14 protein-coding genes and 1 pseudogene are annotated in these 20,943 nt (G+C 69.1%); 8 read left to right on the top strand and 7 right to left on the bottom strand.

What is annotated here, in order from left to right:
* Positions 1 to 90: 90 nt before the first annotated feature.
* Positions 91 to 6,077, bottom strand: a pseudogene (locus tag WMF14_RS05400) (RHS repeat-associated core domain-containing protein); the annotation flags it as partial.
* Positions 6,078 to 6,279: 202 nt separating this feature from the next.
* Here WMF14_RS05400 and WMF14_RS05395 point away from each other — a divergent pair.
* The 4 genes from WMF14_RS05395 (at position 6,280) to WMF14_RS05380 (ending at position 9,993) form a co-directional block, all read left to right on the top strand.
* Positions 6,280 to 6,876 carry an HD domain-containing protein gene (locus WMF14_RS05395; protein WP_437799122.1) on the top strand — a complete coding sequence of 199 codons (597 nt, stop codon included), beginning with the start codon at positions 6,280 to 6,282 and terminating at the stop codon, positions 6,874 to 6,876.
* Between the two features lie 12 nt (positions 6,877 to 6,888).
* Positions 6,889 to 7,455: a sterol desaturase family protein gene (locus WMF14_RS05390; RefSeq protein ID WP_437799121.1), complete on the top strand. Its 567-nt coding sequence runs from the start codon at positions 6,889 to 6,891 to the stop codon at positions 7,453 to 7,455.
* Entirely contained in the window at positions 7,452 to 8,210 is a 759-nt protein-coding gene (locus WMF14_RS05385; RefSeq protein ID WP_437799120.1) for a sterol desaturase family protein, read from the top strand. The genes WMF14_RS05390 and WMF14_RS05385 overlap by 4 nt, the downstream gene beginning before the upstream one ends.
* Positions 8,211 to 8,778: 568 nt before the next feature.
* Entirely contained in the window at positions 8,779 to 9,993 is a 1,215-nt protein-coding gene (locus tag WMF14_RS05380; protein ID WP_437799119.1) for an aldose epimerase family protein, read from the top strand.
* Between the two features lie 170 nt (positions 9,994 to 10,163).
* Here WMF14_RS05380 and WMF14_RS05375 read toward each other — a convergent pair whose 3' ends face one another.
* On the bottom strand, positions 10,164 to 10,418 hold the full coding sequence (locus WMF14_RS05375) for a hypothetical protein (RefSeq protein ID WP_437799118.1): 255 nt from the start codon (positions 10,416 to 10,418) through the stop codon (positions 10,164 to 10,166).
* 130 nt (positions 10,419 to 10,548) lie between these two features.
* Between WMF14_RS05375 and WMF14_RS05370 the strand changes: the two genes are divergently transcribed.
* Positions 10,549 to 11,424 (top strand): alpha/beta hydrolase, encoded by an 876-nt coding sequence (locus WMF14_RS05370; RefSeq protein ID WP_437799117.1) that lies wholly within the window; start codon positions 10,549 to 10,551, stop codon positions 11,422 to 11,424.
* 44 nt (positions 11,425 to 11,468) lie between these two features.
* Here the strand turns inward: WMF14_RS05370 and WMF14_RS05365 are convergent, their stop codons facing one another.
* The 3 genes from WMF14_RS05365 to WMF14_RS05355 all read right to left on the bottom strand — a co-directional run bounded on the left by WMF14_RS05365 (position 11,469) and on the right by WMF14_RS05355 (position 14,315).
* A complete protein-coding gene (locus WMF14_RS05365) occupies positions 11,469 to 11,687 on the bottom strand; it encodes a hypothetical protein (protein ID WP_437799116.1) in 219 nt (72 codons plus the stop codon).
* 68 nt (positions 11,688 to 11,755) lie between these two features.
* Entirely contained in the window at positions 11,756 to 13,174 is a 1,419-nt protein-coding gene (locus WMF14_RS05360; RefSeq protein ID WP_437799115.1) for a glycoside hydrolase family 30 protein, read from the bottom strand.
* Positions 13,175 to 13,796: 622 nt separating this feature from the next.
* Positions 13,797 to 14,315, bottom strand: coding sequence for a hypothetical protein (locus tag WMF14_RS05355; protein WP_437799114.1), 519 nt, complete (start codon positions 14,313 to 14,315; stop codon positions 13,797 to 13,799).
* Between WMF14_RS05355 and WMF14_RS05350 the strand changes: the two genes are divergently transcribed.
* From WMF14_RS05350 to WMF14_RS05340, 3 genes are all read left to right on the top strand, one after another.
* A complete protein-coding gene (locus WMF14_RS05350) occupies positions 14,305 to 14,901 on the top strand; it encodes a glycoside hydrolase family 11 protein (RefSeq protein WP_437799113.1) in 597 nt (198 codons plus the stop codon). The two genes, WMF14_RS05355 and WMF14_RS05350, sit on opposite strands and share 11 nt — an antisense overlap.
* Positions 14,902 to 15,202: 301 nt before the next feature.
* Positions 15,203 to 16,795 carry a DUF5924 family protein gene (locus WMF14_RS05345; RefSeq protein ID WP_437799112.1) on the top strand — a complete coding sequence of 531 codons (1,593 nt, stop codon included), beginning with the start codon at positions 15,203 to 15,205 and terminating at the stop codon, positions 16,793 to 16,795.
* A complete protein-coding gene (locus tag WMF14_RS05340; protein ID WP_437799111.1) occupies positions 16,792 to 17,622 on the top strand; it encodes a hypothetical protein in 831 nt (276 codons plus the stop codon). The genes WMF14_RS05345 and WMF14_RS05340 overlap by 4 nt, the downstream gene beginning before the upstream one ends.
* Before the next feature lie 38 nt (positions 17,623 to 17,660).
* Here WMF14_RS05340 and WMF14_RS05335 read toward each other — a convergent pair whose 3' ends face one another.
* Together WMF14_RS05335 and WMF14_RS05330 are read right to left on the bottom strand one after the other, a co-directional pair.
* Positions 17,661 to 19,619 (bottom strand): sensor histidine kinase, encoded by a 1,959-nt coding sequence (locus WMF14_RS05335; RefSeq protein ID WP_437799110.1) that lies wholly within the window; start codon positions 19,617 to 19,619, stop codon positions 17,661 to 17,663.
* Positions 19,620 to 19,763: 144 nt separating this feature from the next.
* Positions 19,764 to 20,927, bottom strand: coding sequence for a formimidoylglutamate deiminase (locus WMF14_RS05330; protein ID WP_437799109.1), 1,164 nt, complete (start codon positions 20,925 to 20,927; stop codon positions 19,764 to 19,766).
* Between the last annotated feature and the right edge of the window lie 16 nt (positions 20,928 to 20,943).

Here is a 20,943-nt window from a genome sequence, read left to right as displayed (position 1 = left end):
GTTTACTCCCTGATGCTTTTCCGCGTTCTGCCTCCAAATTTCGTCCTTCCCAGCCTTCGTGAATGGCTGTGCAGGTCGGCTTCCTGGCGCGCCGCCCCTTGCCGTGGGCGGTGCGCCCTGCGGGCCCGTGCTGCCCGACCCGCTCGACATAAGCGCCTGCGTCAGTCCCTGGATCCCCGCCGCGATGTTGCCGACGCCGCCAACGACCAGCGTGGTCAACACCGCGATCGCGGGCACACCGATCGCCGCGCCGATGCCGGTGGCGCTCGTGACGCCTCCGAAGACCTCCCCCGTCAAGCCCCCGAGCGTGAGGGCGATTCCCCCGACGATCTGTCCGATGGCCATGCCCATCCTGGCTTCTGGTGTTCCGTGGGAGAGCACGCCCCCGGCGTCCAGCAGCTCGTGACCCACGCCGGCGAAAGGAACGGACCCGAGCAGCAACCCGGCGACGAACCCTCCCTCGATCTGGACATAGGGGTTCTGCGACCACTCGATCGGCGCCGTGGTCATTGGCTGGGGCACATAGCCGGACGAGTTTCCGGTCGTGCTGACATCGACAGGCGGGGCCGCCGCGCCGACCTCCGCAGCTTCCCGCGGACCTTCTACCAGGTTGGGAACCGTCTTGAGGCATTCGAGGCCCATGCAACCGGACTCGATGATGCGCTGTACTTCGGGATCCGTGGTATACTCCGGATCGGCTGGAACCGGGGGATCCGGTTCGAACCCGCTCGGATCCACGAAGTTGAGCGGGCTGTTGAGCACGTAGCTGTACGGATTCCAACTCTGCCCGAAGGACGGAATCGAAACGATCGGGTCGGTCGTCAAGAACCGCCCGATCCTGGGATCGTAGATCCTGCCCTTCATGTTCACGAGCCCGAGGTCGTCGTCGCTCTCGTGCCCGGTGAACCCCTGCGTCGTCTCGCTCGGGAACGACGCCGGCGGGCGCTCTGCCCACACGGGGTTCCTGCGCTGCCCGAACGGGTCGTAGCTCCGCCGCTCGATCACGTCGCCGTCCTCGTCGGTGACCGCATCGACCGAGCCGAGATGGTCGACATGCACGTAACGGGTGCCGTCGTCCGCTCCTCCCCGGGTCACGATCGCCACCACGCGCTCCGGCGAGTGGACGTGATACCGATGCTGCACGGTGCCTGACGCCGCATCGGTGACCCGCTCGTACAGATCGCCGAAGTAGAGCGTCTCCTTTTCCGGCGTGGTCTTGCGGATCCGCTGCTGGTCGCCGTCGTAGCCGAACGTGATGGTGCTCGCGCCCTGCGTGATGCGCTCCGGCAGATCGAACGGCGTATAGCGCACCGTGGTGCCGCCGGGCCGCGCCGTCTGATTACCGACAGCGTCATGCGCGAAGGTGTCCGTACCCGCGCCGGTGATCGCATGTGGGTGCAGCGGGTCGTCATACGAGAGATCACCGACGTCCGACTTGAAGGTGAGATTGCCGTTCGGGCGGTAGTCGTAGCGGAGCGCGCAGGGCGCCGCCGAGCTCTCGATATCGCCGAAGTACGCGCACGTCAGCCGATGGAGCGAATCGTACCGGAAGCGCTCCGTCGTGTTCTCGGGCTGGAGCGCATCGGTGCGGCGCGTGAGATTCAGGAGATCGTCGAACCCATAGTCCAGGTCTTGCACCTCCCCCGCGCCGCTCTGCGTCGCCATGTGCCTCAGGCGCTGCTTGTCCGCGAAGTAGCTCCGCTCCGTGACGGCGCCGTTGCCGAACACCTCCTCCCGGAAGCGCCCCGCATCGTCCACGTCCGTCAAGCGCCAGTAGGCGAGGTTCGTTCCGCTGTCGCGCACGGCGATCACGTGGCCGTGCGCGTCGTGGCCGTGCGCCACGACGAACGGCGTCGCGCCGGCCGGCGCCGGGTACGCGACCGTCTCGACGCGGCCGAGCTCGTCGTAGCCCAGCCTGGCCTCCAGGGGAGAGTGCTCGCCGTCGATGCGGAGCGCGATCGTGTCGAGCTGGCCGCGGCCGGTGTACCGGTACGTTTTCTCTCCGTCGGGGCTCGCGAGCGTGTGGAGCTTGCCGACGCCGTGCGCCGCGGTGTCCCAGGTCCACGTGGTCGTCAGGCGCTCGGCGCCGTCCTGGTCCACGCGCGAGCGGGGTCGACCGAGCGCGTCGTTCGCGCGCTCGGGCGTGTCCTCCCTGACCGGCACCGAGCGCCGCGCGATGTGCTCGCCCAGCGCGTCGTACACGACTTCCTGCATGATGCGCTTCGCATCGCCCGAGCCCTCCGACGGTTCCGGTTCGGGCCCGTATCCCAGCCACCGAATCGAGCGACCGAGGCTGTCGAACTCCACCGTATCGTCGGCCCCGCCGGTCGTGATGCTCTGCTGCCTCACCCGCCACGCATCCTGCGCCGGGCCGCCGTCCTTGGTGCGGGAGAGCGCGACCGTCGTCGTCGTGCCATCCGGGCGCCTCTCGATGCCGAGCCGCCCGAAACCGTCGTGCGCCCACGTCGTCACGAGCTGATTCGGATCGACCTGCTTGAGGAGCACGCCGAGCGCGTCGTCGAAGTCCACGAGCGTGGCATGCCCGGCCGCGTTCACGTGATTCTCGGGGAAGATGCCCTCCTCGTCGAAGTCCACGCTGGATGTGCGCTTGTGCCCGAAGGCGTCCTCCGCCGTGACGCCGGTGATGTTCCCGAAGTCGTCGCGCGCATAGGTGAGCGTCAGCTTCGTGTCCGGCAGGCCATCATCGCTCTCGGTGGACTCGGTCTCCACCTCGCCGTGGATCGTGTTCGTTCGCTTGAGGGTCCTGCACTGCGACATCCCCGCCGCCGCGCTGCACTCCTTCTGCGTCTCCAGCTGGCCGAGGACCCAGCGCTCTGTGTCGTTCTTGAACGTCCGCGTGACCTCGAGCGTCAGCTCGACGCCCTCCGTCGAGACCTCCTCGGCGCGCACGTTGCCGAACGTGTCGAAGTCCGTCACCTTCGATACCGAATCGCGCAGCAGCATCGCGCCGTCGCCGCCTCGCCCGATCTCCCGGACGTACGCCTCGACGGAGGGCGTCGCGCCGCTCGGGGGCGGATAGACCCCTTGCGCTCGCCTCACCCGGCGCTCGGTGGGCAGCGTGAAGTACGTGGCGCCGTCGTTGGTCGGCACGAGCGTCCGCGTCACGTCGCTGAACGAGAGCTCGATCTGCTCCGGTCTGGGCTGGCTCGCGAGCCCCGGAGCGCCGTGCCACGTCCGCTGGACGCTCCCCGCGAAGGGAAAGATCTGCAGCTCGTCGTCGAAGGTGACGTGGTCGTAGACGTCGATCGTCACGGCACCCGTATCCAGATCGGTGACGATCCGCTCGCCGAACCCGAGAAATCCGCGGCCCAGCCGGTGGTAGCGTCCGTCGCGGTAGCCGACCTCGAAGCGCCTCGCTCGATCCGCGCCGTTGTTGAGCGCGTACGCGCTGACCACCCGGCGAGGGCCCACGACGCAGCGCCGCGGATAGCCGCAGTCGTCCGCCGCGCTGGACCGCGCGACGTAGAGCGCGCTCCTCCGGTCCGGATCCTCTTCCGCGCCTCCGCTCGTGACCGGCGCATCGGTCAGGTGGCCGTACGAGATGCTCACGTTGGGCACGAAGCCCGGCTCGGTCGGCTCGTGCGCGTTCATCCCGTCAGAGACCGCGACCAGGAGATCCTGGTCGGCCGAGAGGTTCTGGAAGACGTTGAACACGCCGCCGAGGGGCAGGATCACGTCCTGGGCCCCGTCCCCGTTGAGATCGCCGGTGCGCGGCCCGTGCGGATCGGCGAGCGTGATCGCGTCACCGAGCTTGGCCTCGAAAGGAACCCCTGCGTCGACGAGCTTGAACGGCGGCCCCGCCAGGTCGCCCGTCGCTTGCAGGACGGCCCAGGAGGGGAGGACATTGGAGCCACTCAGCAGCATGCCTGGTGGGACGGGCATGAGGAGATCCTGCCGTCCATCGCCGTTGAAGTCGAGCGGCACCGCCAGGCGGAAAAGCGCGTCCTGGTCCTGGACCCCCAGCAGATCGCCGAAGCTGAACGCGTCGACGGTCCGGAACGGCGATATCACGAACGTCGACCCCGTGTTGAGGTAGGTGGTGAGCTGGCCGCTAAAGCCGGATTCGACGGCATCGGGAAGGCCGTCGCCGTTGACGTCGAGAAAGACGACGCGGCCCCCGCGCGGCACGACAGGGAGCTTGGTGTCGATGACCCCCCAGCGTCCCTCGCCCCGGCGCATGATCGCCTCGTAGCTATCTTTGATGAGCGCCGTCCCGTCACCAAACAACCTCACGGAGGGCACGATGAGATCGATCTTGCTGTCGGCGTCGACGTCGAGCGTGTGGAGCTCCAGTGCGCAGGGATAGCCGGTGAGCAGCTCGATCGACTCGCCCGTGGGGTCGAATCCCGCGGGCGTCGCGCCGCGCGCGGGCCTCCAGAGGTGGACGGTCCACACGGCGGAGAGCGGGTCCGGCACCAGCTCCTCGGCGTGGTCCTGACACTGGATCAGATCCGGCACCGAGTCGCCGTCGAGATCGGCAAGGTGCACCGAGGCGCCGGCGCGCCTCAGACTCGGCGGCGCAGGCGTGACCCCGAGCGGGAACGGCCGGCGGATGCCCGTGTCATGGAGCGCGAAGGTCCGGTCCGACTGGGACAGGAGCACGTGCCATGTGGTCTTGGTGTCGAAGACGTCGTGGAGAAAGACGTCCATCTGCCCATCGTCGTTGTAATCGAGGACCGTCCCGAGCTCGGGCTGAAGAAGGGCCGGGTCGGACGGTCCATCCGGATCGGCGACGAACAGCCAATCCTCGAGGAAGGCGAGCTCCGGCGACGCGAGAAAGGACGGCGACGCGCGGGGCCCGAGGTTGCGCGCCACCCGCCACGCGGTGATCGGATGCGACGGCGTGCTGGGCCCTGCGACGATGTCCGGAATCACGAGATCGTCGAGGCCGTCGGCGTCGATGTCGAACACCATCGGGCTCGCCTTCTCGGAGACCGGCTTGTCGATGTCCGTCGTGAGCCGCTCGAATCCGGGCTTTCCGCGGCTGTACTGAAACCGTGTCGGGGGCTTGCAGACCCCGTCGCTCGCGCACTCCTCGACCTGGGTGAGGAGGGTCCGGCTCGTCGTCGGGCTCAGCTCGTAGCGGAAACCGTAGCTCCGGACCAGCGCGTCGCCCGGACCGAGCATCTGGATCTCCTCCAGGCGAAGCGAGCGCTGGAGCGCCACGCCGCCCGAGTAGCCGTGCGAACCGCGGCCGAGTCCTTGGTCCCATACACGAAGCGCACCGCCCGGGAAGGCTCGAGCGACGGCGCGCCCTCGAAGCTCGTGTAGCGAATCTCGTCGACCGCAACTTCGGCCGCATGGCCATCTTCGGCCTCTGCGAGGCAGTACGCGTACGTCATGGCGTTGCCGCGGCCGTCACGGGCCTCGCTCGCGAGCCACGCGCGCGGCACGCCACCTCGCGCGAGCGGCTTGCTGCCCTCGGTACGCCCGTACTCCACGACGCGGCCGGAGGGCAGATACGCCTCGAAGAAGAGCGCCTCGACGTGCCCACCACCGTCCGGCGGATAGTGACCGACCACCTTGACGAAGGTATCCGGAAACGTCCGGTACTCGATGGTCGCCGGCGCCTGCCCCACGGGCACGAGGCGCTGGCCGTCGAGGCAGAGCCCGTCGTCTCCGTCGTAGCGCACGCCGCGGATCTCCCCGTCTTGCGCGAGGCTCTTCGGACATGGTGTGATCGCGGACAGCCCGGTGAGGGAGAAACCGTTGCCGAGCACGCCGTCGCCGCCGTCGCTGCGGTAGACGATCTGGAGCCCAGGCCCCATGCCCGCACGCGAGGGCGGGGTGGCCAGGTCCATGGTGTACACCGACTCGCCGGTGCTCGTGGTGGAGAACGTCCCCGGGATGGAGCCGGCGGCGACGGTCTCTACCTCTGGCGCGGGGCGGGACGTGGCAGGGCTGTGCGCGCGCTGTGTCCGGCAGGCGACGAGGCCAGGCGGCTCCGGCAGCGGCTCACCGAAGACGCACTGGCACCCGCCCGACGCGAGCACGCAAGCGAGAAACATCCAGAGCGGGATGAATGCCCGGAGCAACCAACGCGGAACTGGCGCCATAGTAGCCTCCCCGGCGGACAGGAGTACCACAGCGTCCCATCGCAGCGACGACGCGATCGGCGTTGCCTACCTCGACGAGGACCAGCCCACGCTGGAGGTGGTTACCCACGATGTGGAACCGCCGGGCATCGGACGCTGGAGTCTCTGACACGGGCGACGATCGGCGCGCCAGCGCCGGCGCGACCCGTGTTAGGATCTCATCATGGCCGAGCTCATGCCGACGCCGGACGCCGCGCCTTCGCATCGCCTCGGAGCGCGTCCGGCGCTCGGGGCACGCGCGCAGGAGCTCTTCGACGAGCTCTGCCCCTACCGCCGCGACGGGCTGCGCAACCACTGTCTTCGCGTATTCCACTTCACGACGCTGCTCCTCGAGCGCCGCCGCCAGAAGGCCGATCCCGACCTGCTCTACGCGCTGGCGATGATTCACGATCTCGGGCTGCTGTGCCCGGGCGAGCAGGGCGGAGACTACATGCAGCGCAGCCGCTCGCTGTTCCACCGCGCCTTCGCCGCGAGCTCGTTCGAGCTCTCCCCGTACGACCTGCGCGTGGCCGACGAGTGCCTCCTCTACAACCATCGCCTCCGCCCGACACCGGCGTTATGCCCTGAATCGACGGCGTTCCGGCAGTCGGTGTGGATGGACCACTCCCTCGGTGTGCGCCGCTACGACCTCGACGCCGCGTCGGTGCGCGACGGCTTCGCGCGTTATCCGCGGAGCGACTTCAACGCGGTCCTCCTCGACTTCGCCCGGCGCGTCCTCACGCGCGAGCCCTGGACCCTCGTCGATGGCATCTTCATGTGAGGAGCAGACCGCATGTCGACCCCGCGCGGCGCCATGTTCCAGGACCCCGCCGACGCGCGGCGGCTCGCCGTCGTCGCGATAGCCGAGGTGACCCTTCTGGGGATCGTCGTGTGGAGCGGAGTCGGCGCGCTCGCCGGAGGGCTCCTCTGGGCGGCTGGGCTCGCGGGCTGGACCTTGATTGAGTACCTGCTCCACCGCTTCCTCTTCCACCTGCCGGCGGAGCACCCGCTCGCCTTCGTCGGCGCCCGTATCCACCTCGCGCACCACGACGACCCGCACCGAACGCCGATCGTCAAACCCCCCGCTGCCACGCTCGGGGCCTTCTCCGCCGGCTTCTGCGCGACCGCGGCGGCCGCCGGGGTCTCCCGCGCCGCGCCGCTCTGGGCCGGGCTCGTCGCCGGCTATTTTCTCTATGAGCTCTCCCACCTCGCGGCGCACCTGCTCGGCGAGGCGGAGCACCCTCTTCCAGCGCAACGCCGCCACCACCTCCGGCACCACGCCGCGCCGCGCGCGCGCTTCGGGGTGAGCTCCGCGCTCTGGGACAGGGCGTTCGACACCGGCCGCGAGGCGCGCCGGTGAGCGCGGCTGGACACGGCGGCTCGCCCGACCCTGCCCCGCTCGACGACCCGGGCCGGGCCGAGCTCCGGCGGCGCCGGGTGATGTCGATGCCACGGTGGTACTCTCCCTGGCTCCACCTCGCGAGCACGGTCGGCCTCGGCTGTGGGCTCGCGGCGCTCTCGCTCACGCGGTTGCGAGGCCTACGGGCGTGGGAGCTCGCCGCGATCCCGCTTTTCTTCGTCTTTTGCAACGCCGTCGAGTGGCGGGCGCATCGGGGTCTGCTCCACCGGAGGCGGCGCTTCCTCGAGGCTTTCTACGACCGGCACACGCCGGTGCACCACCGCGTGTTCGTCGAGAGCGACATGGCGATCCGCACACCGCGCGAGCTCGGCTTCGTTCTGATCCCTTCCTACGGCATCGCGGGAGTCTTCGCGCTGACGCTGCCGCTCGCGCTGGCGCTCGGCGCGGCCGGTCAAAGCAACCTCGCGTCGCTCTTCGTGGCGACGTGCATGGCGTACATGGTGCTGTACGAGTGTCTCCATCTCTCGTACCACCTCCCGCCGGACAGCAGGATAGGCCGCAGCCGCCTCGTGGCGCGGCTCCGGCGTCACCACAGCGCGCACCACCGGCCGTCGTTGATGCGGCAGTGGAACTTCAACGTCACCTTCCCGCTCTGGGATCTGGTTCGCGGGACGTACCACCGCGGCGGCGGCGCCGCGGACGCGGCGACCCGGGATGGGCGCTCCAGATCTGCGCTCGAGCGCCAGGAACGGTGATGTCCAGAAGACATGCAGGTCGGCACGAAGGGCAACGAGGTCGGCTGGAGCGCGTACCAGGAGTGAATGAACGCCGGCGCGCTCGTCTCGACCGGCCAGAGCCATGCGATTGTGATCGCTCACATTTTTTTTGATGTCAGCGATGATCCGTCGGTCCACGGCCAAGCTCGACGTCGGATGGCTGGCAAGTCTCCTCCGGAGCGGCGCGTCAAGAGGGCGGGCGCAGGGCCACGGTATTGTTCGATGTGGATTCCAATTTCGAGATCGAGGCTCGCCTCGCGCCGGTTCATTTGAGTTGACATGGGCAATGTGAACGTTCACAATTTCGTCTCCGGGTATCGTTCCGCTTTGTCCCGGGTAGCCGTCGTGCGCACCGGACTCTTGATCCTTTGTATCGGGATCGATCTCTGCGCCGACTCCAACCGGGTGTCGTGAATGCAAGCCATGGCGAGATCGCGGGGGCTCACCCGCGCTGGGCTTGCTCAGGTGGAGCCGATCCAGGTGAGACAATCCTGGCGGAGGGAACAGCATGGCGATAGATAGGACGAGATCGTGGTTCGGATTGACGATGACGGCGTGCCTCGCCGGCGCATGCGGCGGCGCGCAGACCGTCGACACGCCCCCTGCGGCGGCGCCGCCCGCGCCGGCGGCGGCCCCCGCGCCGGACGCCTCTCCGGCGGCCCCGGCCGCCAAGCCCGAGCCCCCTGGTGGTGAAACCATGAACGCAAAGCCCGCTTCCGTCTCCAAGGCGCCCTTCGGCAACGCCGATGGCAAAGAGGTCATCCTCTACACGCTCACGAACGCGAACGGCCTGGTCGCGAAGGTGATGACCTACGGCGCGACGGTGACCGAGCTCCACGTCCCCGACAAGACAGGGAAGATGGGCGACATCGTCCTCGGCCACGACAACTTCGACGGGTACCTGAAGAGCAGCCCGTACTTCGGGGCGACGGTCGGCCGCGTGGCCAACCGCATCAAGAACGCGCAGTTCCAGCTCGATGGCAAGACCTACAAGCTCTCCGCGAACAACGGCGCCCACACGCTGCACGGCGGCAAGAAAGGCTGGGACAAGGTCGTCTGGGACGCGGAAGCGACCGAGACGCCGGATGGCCCGTCCATCAAGCTCACGTACGTATCGAAGGACGGGGAAGAAGGCTACCCCGGCACGGTCAACGCGACCACGACCTACACGCTCACCAACAAAAACGAGCTCAGGGTCGAGATGTCGGCCACGACCGACAAGACCACGATCGTCAACATGGCCCACCACAGCTACTTCAACCTGGGAGGGCACGGCTCGGGCTCCGTCGCCGACCAGGAGCTGACGCTGCACGCCGACAGCTACACCCCGCCGGACGCCACCGGCGTCCCCTCGGGCCAGATCAAGCCGGTGAAGGGGACGCCGCTCGATTTCACCGCCGCCAAGCCGATCGGCAAGGACCTGGAAGCCATGGGCGGCAAGCCGGTCGGATACGACCACAACATGGTCGTCAGCGGCGACCCGCACAAGCTCCGCGAGGCGGCTCGGGTCAAGGATCCGAAGACCGGTCGGGTGCTGACGATCGAGGCCGATCAGCCGGGGCTCCAGTTCTATACCGGCAACTACCTCGACGGATCGGCCAAGGGCAAGGGCGGCGCGGTCTACAACCAGTACAGCGGCCTGTGCCTCGAGCCGCAGAAGTTCCCGAACTCGATCAACGTCCCGGCCTGGAAGAACGAGGTCATCCTCAAGCCCGGCCAGCGCTACGCGCAGACGGCCGTCTTCCGGTTCACCACCGAGTAGCTCGTCGACGGTCACCCGCGCGGCCTCGCGGCGCCTGCGCGCTCACACGAACGTCACGATCGGCTTCACGTCCGCCGACCGGCGCGCGAGCGCCCCGGCCCGACGTCGGTGCCGCACACGCCGAGGGCGAGCGTCTTGACGAGCTCGGCGAGTCGACCCGTCGACGAGAATCATTGCTTCGCAGCGTAACGCAAACCAATTCCAGGAGGATCCATGACCCGCTCGAGCACATGCAGTATCTCTCTCCTTGTCGCGCTTTCAATCGTTGCTTGCGGGTCCGACAACGAAGCCGCCGACGGCTCGGGGGGCAGCGGAGGAAAAGGAAGCAGCAGCTCTTCGAGCAGCAGCAGCTCTTCGAGCAGCAGCAGCTCCTCGAGCAGCAGCAGCAGTTCTTCGAGCAGCAGCGACAGCAGCACCTCGGGCACGGGCGGCACAGACGACCCGAACCCGAACGGCGGGGGAGGACAGGGCGGGACGGTCGATACGGTCGGCACCGAAGGCGACGGCGATTTCGAGATCGGGCCTAACTACCAGGACGCCCCGGAGATCAGGAGGATGGGCGGCGTTCCCCAGGGGCGGACGTTCACGTTCTCCCTGTCGTCCCGGGAGAGCGAAATCTTCACCGGCCACGATTCGACCTTGAACGACAACGCCAAGAGGGATTTCAACCGCCACGTGGAGGTCGCGATCCCCGCGACGTACGTCGACGGCGCGGAGGCGCCGTTCATGGTCGTCCAGGACGCGACCAACAGGGACGAGATCATCAACACGATCAACAACTTCGTCGCGGACCCGAACAACCGTTTCCCGAGCGTCATCGCCATCTTCGCCGCGAGCGGAGGGGGCGACTCGTACGGCAGCGAGCGGGGGCTCGAATACGACACCATGTCGGATGCCTATCAGAGGTTCGTCGATACGGAGCTCCTTGAGGCGGTCAAGAACAACCAAGCCGTCCACGCCGCGTACCCCAACCTGAAGTTCACGAGCAACCCGGACGGCCGCGCCAGTTACGGATGCAGCTCGGGCGGGGCGGCGGCGCTGACCATGGGCTGGTTCGGCCACGACACCTACCGGAAGATCGTCACCTACTCCGGCACGTTCGTCGACCAGCAGAACCCCGTCGCGCCCACCGAGGCCGAGTATCCCGACGGCGCCTGGGAGTACACGGAGGGGCTCATCCGCGACAGCCCGCGCAAGCCGCTGCGCATCTTCCTGGAGGTCGGCGAGAACGACCTCGGCAGCGACCGCGATGAAGCCAGCCACCACAACTGGCGGATGGCGAACCAGCGCGTGGCGGCGATCCTCAAGGAGAAGGGGTATCATTACCGCTTCGTCTACGCGAAGGGCGCCAGCCACTGCGACGGGAGAGTGCTCAGGCAGACGCTCCCCGACACGCTGCGCTGGATGTGGCGGGGCTATCCGGTCGATTGATGTTACGGACCGGTGAACTTGGGTAACGGTTCAGACCGGCAGCCTCAGCTACCTGGCACGGCCGTCACGTCGCCCGGCGGCGGGGGCATGCGCCCGTACGTGTAGTCCTCCAGGATCTGCATCATCTCCTTGCGGCGAGCCCGCCACTGCTCCGCCGTGCTGACCTTGCTCCCTTCGACCATCGTGAGCGGATCGGGCATCTCGGGGGTGACAGGGAGCTCGTCGACCGGGATCGGGGCGGAGTCGTCGACCGTCCCGCGCAACGCGCCGATGCACAGACCCGTGAAGCGGGTGCTCCGACGCTCGATGATGGCTGTCGCTCCAGGGAAAATCAGGGCATCGGGATGACGAAGGTGGTGATGGAAAAGGCCGGGACCGTGACCACCAGGCGATAGCCTTCGATCGCCATGTCGGGGAGCCGATCGAGGTCCTCCGTGCGCGAGGTGCGGTGCACTTCCGCGGCGGGACCGACCGCGGGGAGCCGGGTGAGATCGAGCGTGTAGCCGCGGCTCGCGTCGCGATCCCCGTTGCGGACCACGAGCGAGAGAGAGCTCCCGTCGGCGCTGACCGCGGCCACCATGTCCTCGCTATCGACGTCGACGAAGCGCGCGCCGGGCCGGATGTAACGGCTGAAGCCGGCATGCATGTAAAAGCGCTTGAGGGGCGCGTAGGACTGCTCGCTGTCGTTCAGCGTGAAGCTCGCCCAGCTGCGCGACGGATCGCCCGACTGCCAGTCCACCCAGGCCTCCGGCTTCAGCTCGCGCAGATCTTTGATGATGCGCTCGGCCATGAACAGCGCCGCGTCCGTGTCGTCGCTGATGCTCTGCCCGAGCGGTCCCGACTCCGATTGCCACAGCCGCTTGCCGAGCCTCGTCGCGAGCTGCCGGAGCTGGTCGCGCTGGCTGCCGGCGTACGAGTGGACGTTGAGCTGCTGGAACGCCGCGTTCGTCTCCGCGCCGAAGGCGCCGATGTTCCGGACGGCGTCATCCATGCTGTTCTCGTCCGACGCGCTGACCACCGTCTCGCCGAGGCCCTTGCTGGTCAGCTGCCTGGCCACCTCCTGGATGATCTTCTCCTGACTCGCCCGGTCGAAGTGGCAGCCTTCCTGGGAGCCGTTCGATTTCCACCAGTCGGCGAAGGGCTCGTTCAGCGGCTCCAGCGTGCGAAAGGTGATCCCGAACTCGTCCCTGTAGTGACGGACGACCTCCGTGAGGTAGTGGGCGAAGTCGTCGTAATGGTCCGCTTTGAGGTTGTCTTTGCCGTTGCTGCTGCCCGAGGCGCAACCGCTGTTCGTCATCCAGTAAGGGGGAGAGTTGGAGAACGCCTCGAAGATCAGATCCGCTCCGCGCTCCGCGATGCGCAGGAGGACGGCGCGCTGCCTGGCGTCGTTCGCCCACGTGAAGGTCCCGTCGGCGCTCTGGAACCCCGGCATCTCGCGATGCTCCTTCATGTGCTCGTGGGACGGGTTCTCCCCGCCGCCGATGTTGTAGCGGAACACGTTATAGCCGAGCCCATTCACCGGATCGACGACCGCCTCGACCACGGCGTTGCGCTTGGCTTCCTGCCATCCGCCCACGTGATCTGCCCACCAGCACAGGCTCGTGCCCCAGCCCTCGAAGGACTGGTGCGCCACGCCCGTGTCGACCGTGACGAGCTCCGTGCCCGGGGCGGCGGTCACCGTGGGGCGCGGCTCGCTCGGCGCGCCCCCGCTCGCGCCCGACGAGCCGCCGCTGGTCGAAGCCGCGCTCACCGCCCCTGCCCCGCCGGAGCCCGCCAGCGCGCTGCTGCTCGAACCCGCCTCTCCTCCCGCTCCGGTCGAGGGCGCGCCGCCGCTTCCACCGTGCGACCCGGCCTCGTCCGAGGGAGCTGCCGAGTCACGACCGCAGCCCGATACGAGGACAAGGGCGATCGCGAGGATGGACGAGGTTCTCGACGTCCTGGTCATCATGGGCTGTCCCCGAGCTCCGGCGCCTCCCGGTCGCTCTATGGTGAGAGGTCTCAACAGCTCTCTCAGGTGGTCGATGACCTGTCCGGCCGGACAAGGCGACGAACAGGCAGCGTCTTCCCGAGAACGGCGACATGAGAGCATGACGGCGCGGAGCGTGGAAGATGGGACCCGAGCCGACCCCATCTTCCCGCCTTCATGTAGTTCTCTTGCGCTGTTTCACGCGGCTCGGTGCGTCAGGGATCCAGCGCGTCAAGGATCCAGGGTGACGGGGAAAGCGCTTGCCTCGGCAGCTGTTCGCAAGCCCACCGTACCGGGGGCGCTTGTGCGACCTCGTCCGCGGCTAGGCCGGGTCGAGCCTGAGGGCGGGCCTTGGACCAACGGCTGGAATGACTCTACAGACCGTTGTCGCCACCGAGCCCTGGTGCTAGCCATGATCACGAGAGCGGCTGCGGGGAATTGAATCACTTCGCCAAGGAGGAGCCGTGAATTTAACTTTGTTAAAACATTTTACTATCATCGTGGGTTTGGTTGCCGTGGGCTGCGCGGGGCCGGACGACGACTCCTCTGCAGAGACCGGAGCGGGTGGCAGCTCGTCTGGGACGGGCGGCGTGACCGCGGGCACCACCGGCACCACCGCCACCACCGGCACCACCGCCACCACTGCCACCACCGGCACCACCGGCAGCACGGGGGGCGCGGGCGGGTCGACGACGAGCGGGACCACGAGCAGCACCACCACGAGCGGGTCGACCACGAGCGGGACCGGGGGCTCGGACGGGGTCGGGGGCTCTGGCAGCACGACGACGAGCAGCTCCACCACAAGCAGCTCCACCACAAGCAGCTCCACCACGAGCAGCTCCACCACGAGTAGCTCCACCACGAGCAGCTCCACCGCGAGCACCACGGCCTCGACCGGAACCGGCAGCACGCCCGTGGCGTGCACGGAAGGCGACGCGAAGATCTGCGACAACAAAACCGGCCAGCACTGCGGGTACACCTACGAGTACTGGAAGGACAACGGAAGCGGCTGCCTGGTCAACACGAATGAGGGCTTCAGCGTAGACTGGAGCAACATCAACAACCTGTTGGGTCGTAAAGGCATCAGGCCCGGAACCAAGGACCTGGTCGTCACCTACGACGCCGACTACCAGCCGAACGGGAATTCCTACCTGACTATCTATGGGTGGACGAAAAACCCGCTCGTCGAGTATTACATCGTCGACAGCTGGGGCAACTGGCGTCCGCCGGGCGGAGAAGGAAAAATGGGCACCGTCAACAGCGACGGAGGCACCTATGACATCTATCGGACCCAGCGTGTCAACCAGCCTTCCATCGAAGGCAACAAGACGTTCTATCAGTTCTGGAGCGTTCGCACGCAGAAACGCACGAGCGGAACCGTCACCGTCGCCAACCACTTCGACGCATGGCAGAAGGCGGGGATGAGCATGGGGAGCTTGTACGAGGTCTCGATGTCCGTGGAAGGATATCAAAGCAGCGGGAAGGCCAACGTGAAGTTCTCGATGGAATGAGCGCTGGGCCTTGAGCATCGTCGTTCCGGCCAACCGCGAGAAAACATAGGCGTTCACGGGCTGAGGGGGCTCCGGCTCATCGGAGCCCAGGACGAGTGAACGGCGCTTTCCCGGAACCTCGGTTGGCAGGGCGCGGTGTCAGGCGGCTCGCGGCGGGCGGCGGCGCGATCGGTGGAACGGGCGAACGGGCGGCACGTGCACGAACGTTCGCCCGACCGGAGCGAAAGTCCGGATTTCTGGCGGGCGGAACCCGTGCGGCGCTCGAAGGTGGACCGCCCGTCGGGTACGCTGCGGCCCGGACATGAAACAGCACGCGCCGCGCTCCCCTGACGCCCCGGCCCCCGGGGCCGACGCGAACGCGCCATCGCTGCCGTCGCCGCCTTCCAGCGCCACCACGCGGGTCCACAAGACGCGCGTCCCCGAGGCGTTCGGGGAGGCGCCCACGATCATGTACATGCCGGGCGACGAGCCCGATCGCGCGCCAGAACCTGCCCCGCCCGCCGCAGCCAAGCAGGCCCGGCCCACCGCGGCCGGCGGCGCCGCTGCGCCCGGAGACCGCGACCGAGGCGCTATCGACGAGGTCACCTTGCGCATGCCCTCCAGGGCCGGCGCCCAGGCCGGCGACGAGGCCACCCTGCGCATGCCCTCCAGGGCCGGCGCCCAGGCCGGCGACGAGGCCACCCTGCGCATGCCGCCCAGGGCCAGCACCCCGGGCGGGGAGCACGACGACCGCACGCTCAAGATGCCCGAGCGGCCAGCGCGCGGCACGGCGGCGGACGAGGACAACGCGCCGACCGTCAAGGCAGAGCCCAAGGGGTCCTACGTCGACCTGAACGCCGAGGACGAGGACAAGCCCGGGGACCTCAGGTCGTCCGCCCGCGCCTTCCTCAAGCGCCATCACAAGAAGCTCTGGTGGCTGCACACCGCGTATGCGCTCAGCCTCGGCGCCTTCGTGGTGACCTTCGCGCAGAAGGGGTTCCAGCACGCCCGCTTCCTCGCGGTCACGGTCAGCGTCGCCTGGCTGCTCGTGCTCCTCTTCTTCCGGCTCTTCGGCACCGGCGCCCGCCAGGACTTCGCGACGGCGTGGCGCGGCGCCCGGCTGCGCTTCCTCGTGATGACCTATGTCCTGAAGAACCTCTATCAGGGCATGCTCTTCTTCCTCCTCCCGTTCTACTGGAAGAGCGCCAGCCTGGACGCGCCGAACCGGTGGTTCGTCCTCCTCCTCGCCGCCTGCGCCGTGCTCTCGACGCTCGATCTCGTCTTCGACCGCGTGCTCATGCGCTGGAAGACCCTCGCCTCGGTGTTCTACGGGGTGACGCTGTTCGCGTGCCTGAACCTCGTCATCCCCGCGCTCCTCCCCGACACCCGCACGCTGTACACGCTGCTCTCCGCCGCCCTCGTGTCCGTGCTCGGCTTCTGCACGCTGCACCTGCCGTTCGGGGCCCTCTGGAGCCGGATGGGCGTCGTGTTCCTCGTCGTCGCGATGGCCGCCGGGGTCGGGCTCGCCTACGGGACACGCGAGCTCATCCCCCCGGTCCCCATGCACCTGTCCTCCGCGGCCGTGGGCCCCTCGGTGCTCCCGGATGGGCGGCTCGCCATGTCCGTGAAATCGCTTCATTTTTCCGTGATCCGCGAGCTCCGCGCGGTGACCGACGTGGTGGTGCCGGGCGGCGACGGCGATCGCCTCCTCCACGTCTGGCGGCGCGAGGGGCGCGAGGTCCTCCGCGCGCCGGAGGAGACGCTGCGCGTGCCCGGCCCGGAGGGCGCGGTGCGGCTGAAATCGCAGCTCGTGGGCGGGAGCCTGCCGCGCCGCCTAGCAGGACACTGGACGGTGGATGTCGAGACCGAGGACGGCCAGCTCGTCGGCCGCACCGCGTTCGAGGTGACGGAATGAGCTGGCCGCTCCGGGGTGAAGGTGGCGCGAGCGCCGCAGAGCGGGCGCGCTGGGTCGACGCCGGCAACATCGCGAACGGGTTCCTCGTGTTCGGCAACGTCGTCACGGGCTTCATCGCGATCGGCAACGTCGCGCGCGGCTTCATCGCGATCGGCAACGTCGCCGTCGGCGTCGTCGCGATCGGCAATGTCGCCCTCGGCGTCGTCGGCGGCTTCGGCGCCACGATCGCCGTGGGCGCGTTCGCCGGCGCGGGCGTGCTCGCCCTGCCGGTGCTCGACGGGGTGGCGGGCGTGGCCAGCCTGCTCGATCTGAATCCGTTCCTGTCGGCGCTCCCGATCGCCCTCTGGCTCTTCGCCGCGCGCGTCTTCTCGGGGCAGCGCGCGCCCCGGCTGGGGCCGGATCCCGAGCTCGCGCCGCTCTCGTCGGTGCTGGGCGGCGAGCGCTCCGAGGGCTGGGTCCGCGGGCGGGTCGAGCGCGCGGGGGACGGCGCGCTCCGCCTCACGCAGCGCGGCCGGTCCGTCGAGCTGCCCGCGACCCCGGAGGCGCTGCGCGCGGGCGCGGCGCTGCTCCCCGAGGGGCGCGGCGCGCGGCTCTTCGCCCTCGTGCGGGCGGAGGAGCACGTCCGCGGCGGCGAGGGCGGCTACCGCGCGGCGCAGGAGCGCGAGCGGGTCCTCACCGTCGCCGATCTGCTGGCGCCGCCGGCGTGGGTGCCGCCGTGGATCAACGGCGCCGAGGTGCAGTGGTGGCTCGCGCGTGCGTGGGCTGTCGGGGCGGCCGTGGCGCTCGTCCTGAGGGCGGCGCAGCTCATCGCGGGCGCGATGGGATGAGCGGCCGCTGCTTCCCTGCTCCGTTACTCGTTACTCCGTTACCCCGTCCCTCCGTTGCTCCGCTCCTCCGCCGCCTTCCGCTCGCTCTCGGGCACCATGGCGGCGTCGCCTCCCTCGATCTCCGGAGGCAGCGGCAGCCGGACGCGGAACGTCGTGCCCTGGCCTGGCTCGCTGTCGACAAGGATCTCCCCGCCGTGCGCCCACACGATCAACCTGCAGACGTAGAGCCCGACGCCGAGCCCGCTGTGCGCCTCCGGTGTCCACCGGAACGGCTCGAAGAGCCTGTCCCGCTGCTCCGGCGTGATGCCGAGGCCGCGATCGTGCACGGAGATCACCGCGAAGCCGGCCTGCCGGACGACCGACAGCGTGATCGGCTGTCCAGCGCCGTGCCGTGACGCGTTCGACAGCAGGTTCGTGATGACCTGCTCGATGCGCGCGTCGTCCCAGTAGCCAAACACGGATCGGTCGAGCTGGAGCTCCAGGGAACACCCGTCGGCCTCGATCTGCTCTGCCACCTGCCGGGCGGTCCTGCGCGCGATCTCGTTGAGCTCCGTCCTCTGCAGGTTCAGCGCCGGCGGGCCGGTCGCGAAGCTCGCGACGACGAACATGTTGTTGATGACCTGCGTGATCCGGGCGAGCTCTCGCGACGACACCTTCAAGAAGCGGCTGATGTCCTTCGAGCCCAGCGTCACCATGAGCGGCTGCGATCGCGATCGCAGCATGTGCTCGTACAGGAGCCGCAGGCTCGTCAGCGGCGTGCGCAGCTCGTGCGAGGCGAACCGCAGGAACTCCTCGCGGACGCGAATGGCCTCTTTCAGCTCCGTCTCCGCGCACTCCAGGCGACGGACGCGATCCTCGAGCTCCCTGCGCAGCGCCTGTTCGCGCCGCACGCCGGTGGCCAGGTCCTTCGCGCGCCGCTGCAGCAGGATCGTCAGGACGAGCGTGGCGAGCATCATCACGCCGCAGGCCGTGAGGACCACACGGCGCGTCACGACATACACGCCATAGGCATCGTCCTTGTCGATCTCGGTCGCGAGGCCGAGCTCGAGCTCCTGATCCCACAGCCACGAGCCGACGACCGGGACGCCGCGATAATCGCGGTATCCCTCGACATCGACCCCGGCGATCCCCGCGATGGCGCTGGTCGCCATGCGCGTGAGCGGCTGCTCCGCACGGGGCAAGAGGCGCCCGGAGCCGTCCGGCACCTCGCCCCCGGGATCGCGTATCTCCACGTTGAGGCTCGTGCGCTCGCCGGCCGCCAGGATGCCCATGTCGCGGAGGTTCTGGGCGAACCTGAGCTCCGTGACGGCACGACCGTGCCTGTCGAACGCGTAGGTCTCCCCTGACGCGCCGACCTGTCCGCGATGGGCGATCTGCGTCAGCTCCTTCCCGGGATCGATGCGGAAGGCGAGCGCCGCGATGATCTCCCCTTCTCCGGCGACGGAGCGCACCGGCGCCGCGACCAGGAGGACGGGGGTGACCCTTCCGATGACGGTAGACCGCATGGCGAAGGGAGTACCCATGACCGTCGAGCCGCGCAGGGCCGCGGCGATGGTGTCCGGGTCGTGGACGCTCAGCGTCTTGGTGGCGAGGAGCTCATCGCGATCCGAGGCGATGTGGGTGCCATCCAGCGCGATGACGTCGAAGCCGAGGAACTGTTCCCGTTCAACGACGTTCTCCAGCTCCAGCCGCAGATCCTGGAGGTACGGGCTATCGCGGAGCGAGCGATCGCTGCGGCGCACCTCGACCTGGGCCGCGACCGCGCGCTGTATCCTCGGCTCGTTCGCCCAGAACCCCGCGGCGCCCTTCGCCTGCCGCGCCCACGTCAAGAGCCCTTCGCGGGTCGTCGAGAGCACCGCCTGCAGCGTCGCCGCGATGTTCCTGCGATGGACGTCCTGGATCTCGTGGAGGCTCAGGAGCAAGACGACGCCGATCGGCAGCAGCGCCGCCAGGGGCATCCAGTCGAGCCATTCCTTGCTTCGCCGTTCGTGTCCCATGCATGACGCAGGCGAGACGCAGGGAACGGCTCCTCACAAACCACGCCACACACCACGTGTGAGCGCGCTTCACGCTCGCCCGCTCGGCCCGGGCCCGCCTCGATCCCCCGGCGCCGAGGCGCGCCGGCGCATCGTGTCGATCCATCAATGCGCAGGCGGGCCCGAGGGCGCGGGGCTCCCCTCCACGATCGAAGGGCTCCCGCTGTACACCACCGCGTCGAGCAGCCGCTCCTCCCGCACCAGCGCGAGCGTCGGCGCGTCCCGGCGCACCGAGATGCTGCCGCCGGGATCCGCGAACCCGCACGCTTCCGCCCCCCGCTGCGAGCCGATCTCCCAGAGCGCCTCGGCCGGCGTCGCCCCGCCCTCGCCCCGCAGCGTCACGCGCCGGCCCGTCCGCAGCCGCTCGCCCAGCTCGACGCCGCGCACGTCCTCGAACGGATCGGTGATCACGTGGCTGTCGATCCCGACGCACAGCCGGGCGCCCGCCGCGCGCAGCGCGCCGACGTCGGGCAATCCGTCGCCGAGGTCGCGCTCGGTCGTCGGGCACAGGCACGCGAACGCCCTCGCCGCGCCGAGCAGCGCCGGCTCGTGCGGCGCGAGGTGCGTCGCGTGCACCGCGACGAAGCGCTCGCTGAGGACCCCGCGCTCGGCGAGGAGCTCCACCGGCCGCCGGCCCGTCTCGGCGAGGCACGCCTCGATCTCGGCCGGCTGCTCGGCCACGTGCATGTGCACCATGAGCCCGCGCTCCGCGGCGTAGCGCGCGATCTCGCCGAGCCACGCCGGGGGCACGGCGCGCACGCTGTGGGGCGCCACGCCGACGCGCACGTCCTCGCGGCCCGCGTAGCGCGCCCGGAGCGCCTCGACGTCCGCGAGCGCCGCGTCGAGCGAGGCGTCCGAGAACCGCCGCTGCGCCCCCTCGGGCGCCCTGCCCGCGCCCGCGCGCGAGTAAACGACCCGGAGGAGCGCGATCCGGAGGCCCTCCTCGCGCGCGGCCTCGATCACCGCGTCCGCGAGGACCGTGCGATCCGCGTAGGGCGCGCCGCCCGGCTGGTGGTGCACGTAATGAAACTCGCCCACCGTGCGCACGCCCGCGGCGCGGAGCTCGCGATAGGCCACCTTCGAGATCGCATGAATGGACTCCGGCGTGAGCGACTCGGCGAGCGCGTACATGGCGCTGCGCCACGACCAGAAGTCGTCCGCCCCCGACGGCCCCGGCCGCTGCGCCTCACCGCGCATCCCGCGCTGGAAAGCATGGGAGTGGGCGCTCGCGAGCGCCGGCAGCTCGATGGCTCGCTCGGTCAGCCTCATGCCGCACGTCGCTCCC

This window comes from Sorangium sp. So ce693 (assembly GCF_051521375.1).
Taxonomy (GTDB): Bacteria; Myxococcota_A; Polyangia; order Polyangiales; family Polyangiaceae; genus Sorangium; species Sorangium atrum.
The sequence above is the reverse complement of the archived record's forward strand: the minus strand, read 5'-3'. Positions and strand labels throughout refer to the sequence as shown.

Bases quoted from the DNA above. Each gene is read 5' to 3' on its own strand.
- WMF14_RS05395 (WP_437799122.1), top strand. From the start codon at position 6,280: ATGGCCGAGCTCATGCCGACGCCGGACGCCGCGCCTTCGCATCGCCTC.
- WMF14_RS05390 (WP_437799121.1), top strand. From the start codon at position 6,889: ATGTCGACCCCGCGCGGCGCCATGTTCCAGGACCCCGCCGACGCGCGG.
- WMF14_RS05380 (WP_437799119.1), top strand. From the start codon at position 8,779: ATGACGGCGTGCCTCGCCGGCGCATGCGGCGGCGCGCAGACCGTCGAC.
- WMF14_RS05370 (WP_437799117.1), top strand. From the start codon at position 10,549: ATGGGCGGCGTTCCCCAGGGGCGGACGTTCACGTTCTCCCTGTCGTCC.
- WMF14_RS05345 (WP_437799112.1), top strand. From the start codon at position 15,203: ATGAAACAGCACGCGCCGCGCTCCCCTGACGCCCCGGCCCCCGGGGCC.
- WMF14_RS05340 (WP_437799111.1), top strand. From the start codon at position 16,792: ATGAGCTGGCCGCTCCGGGGTGAAGGTGGCGCGAGCGCCGCAGAGCGG.
- WMF14_RS05335 (WP_437799110.1), bottom strand. From the start codon at position 19,619: ATGGGACACGAACGGCGAAGCAAGGAATGGCTCGACTGGATGCCCCTG.
- WMF14_RS05330 (WP_437799109.1), bottom strand. From the start codon at position 20,927: ATGAGGCTGACCGAGCGAGCCATCGAGCTGCCGGCGCTCGCGAGCGCC.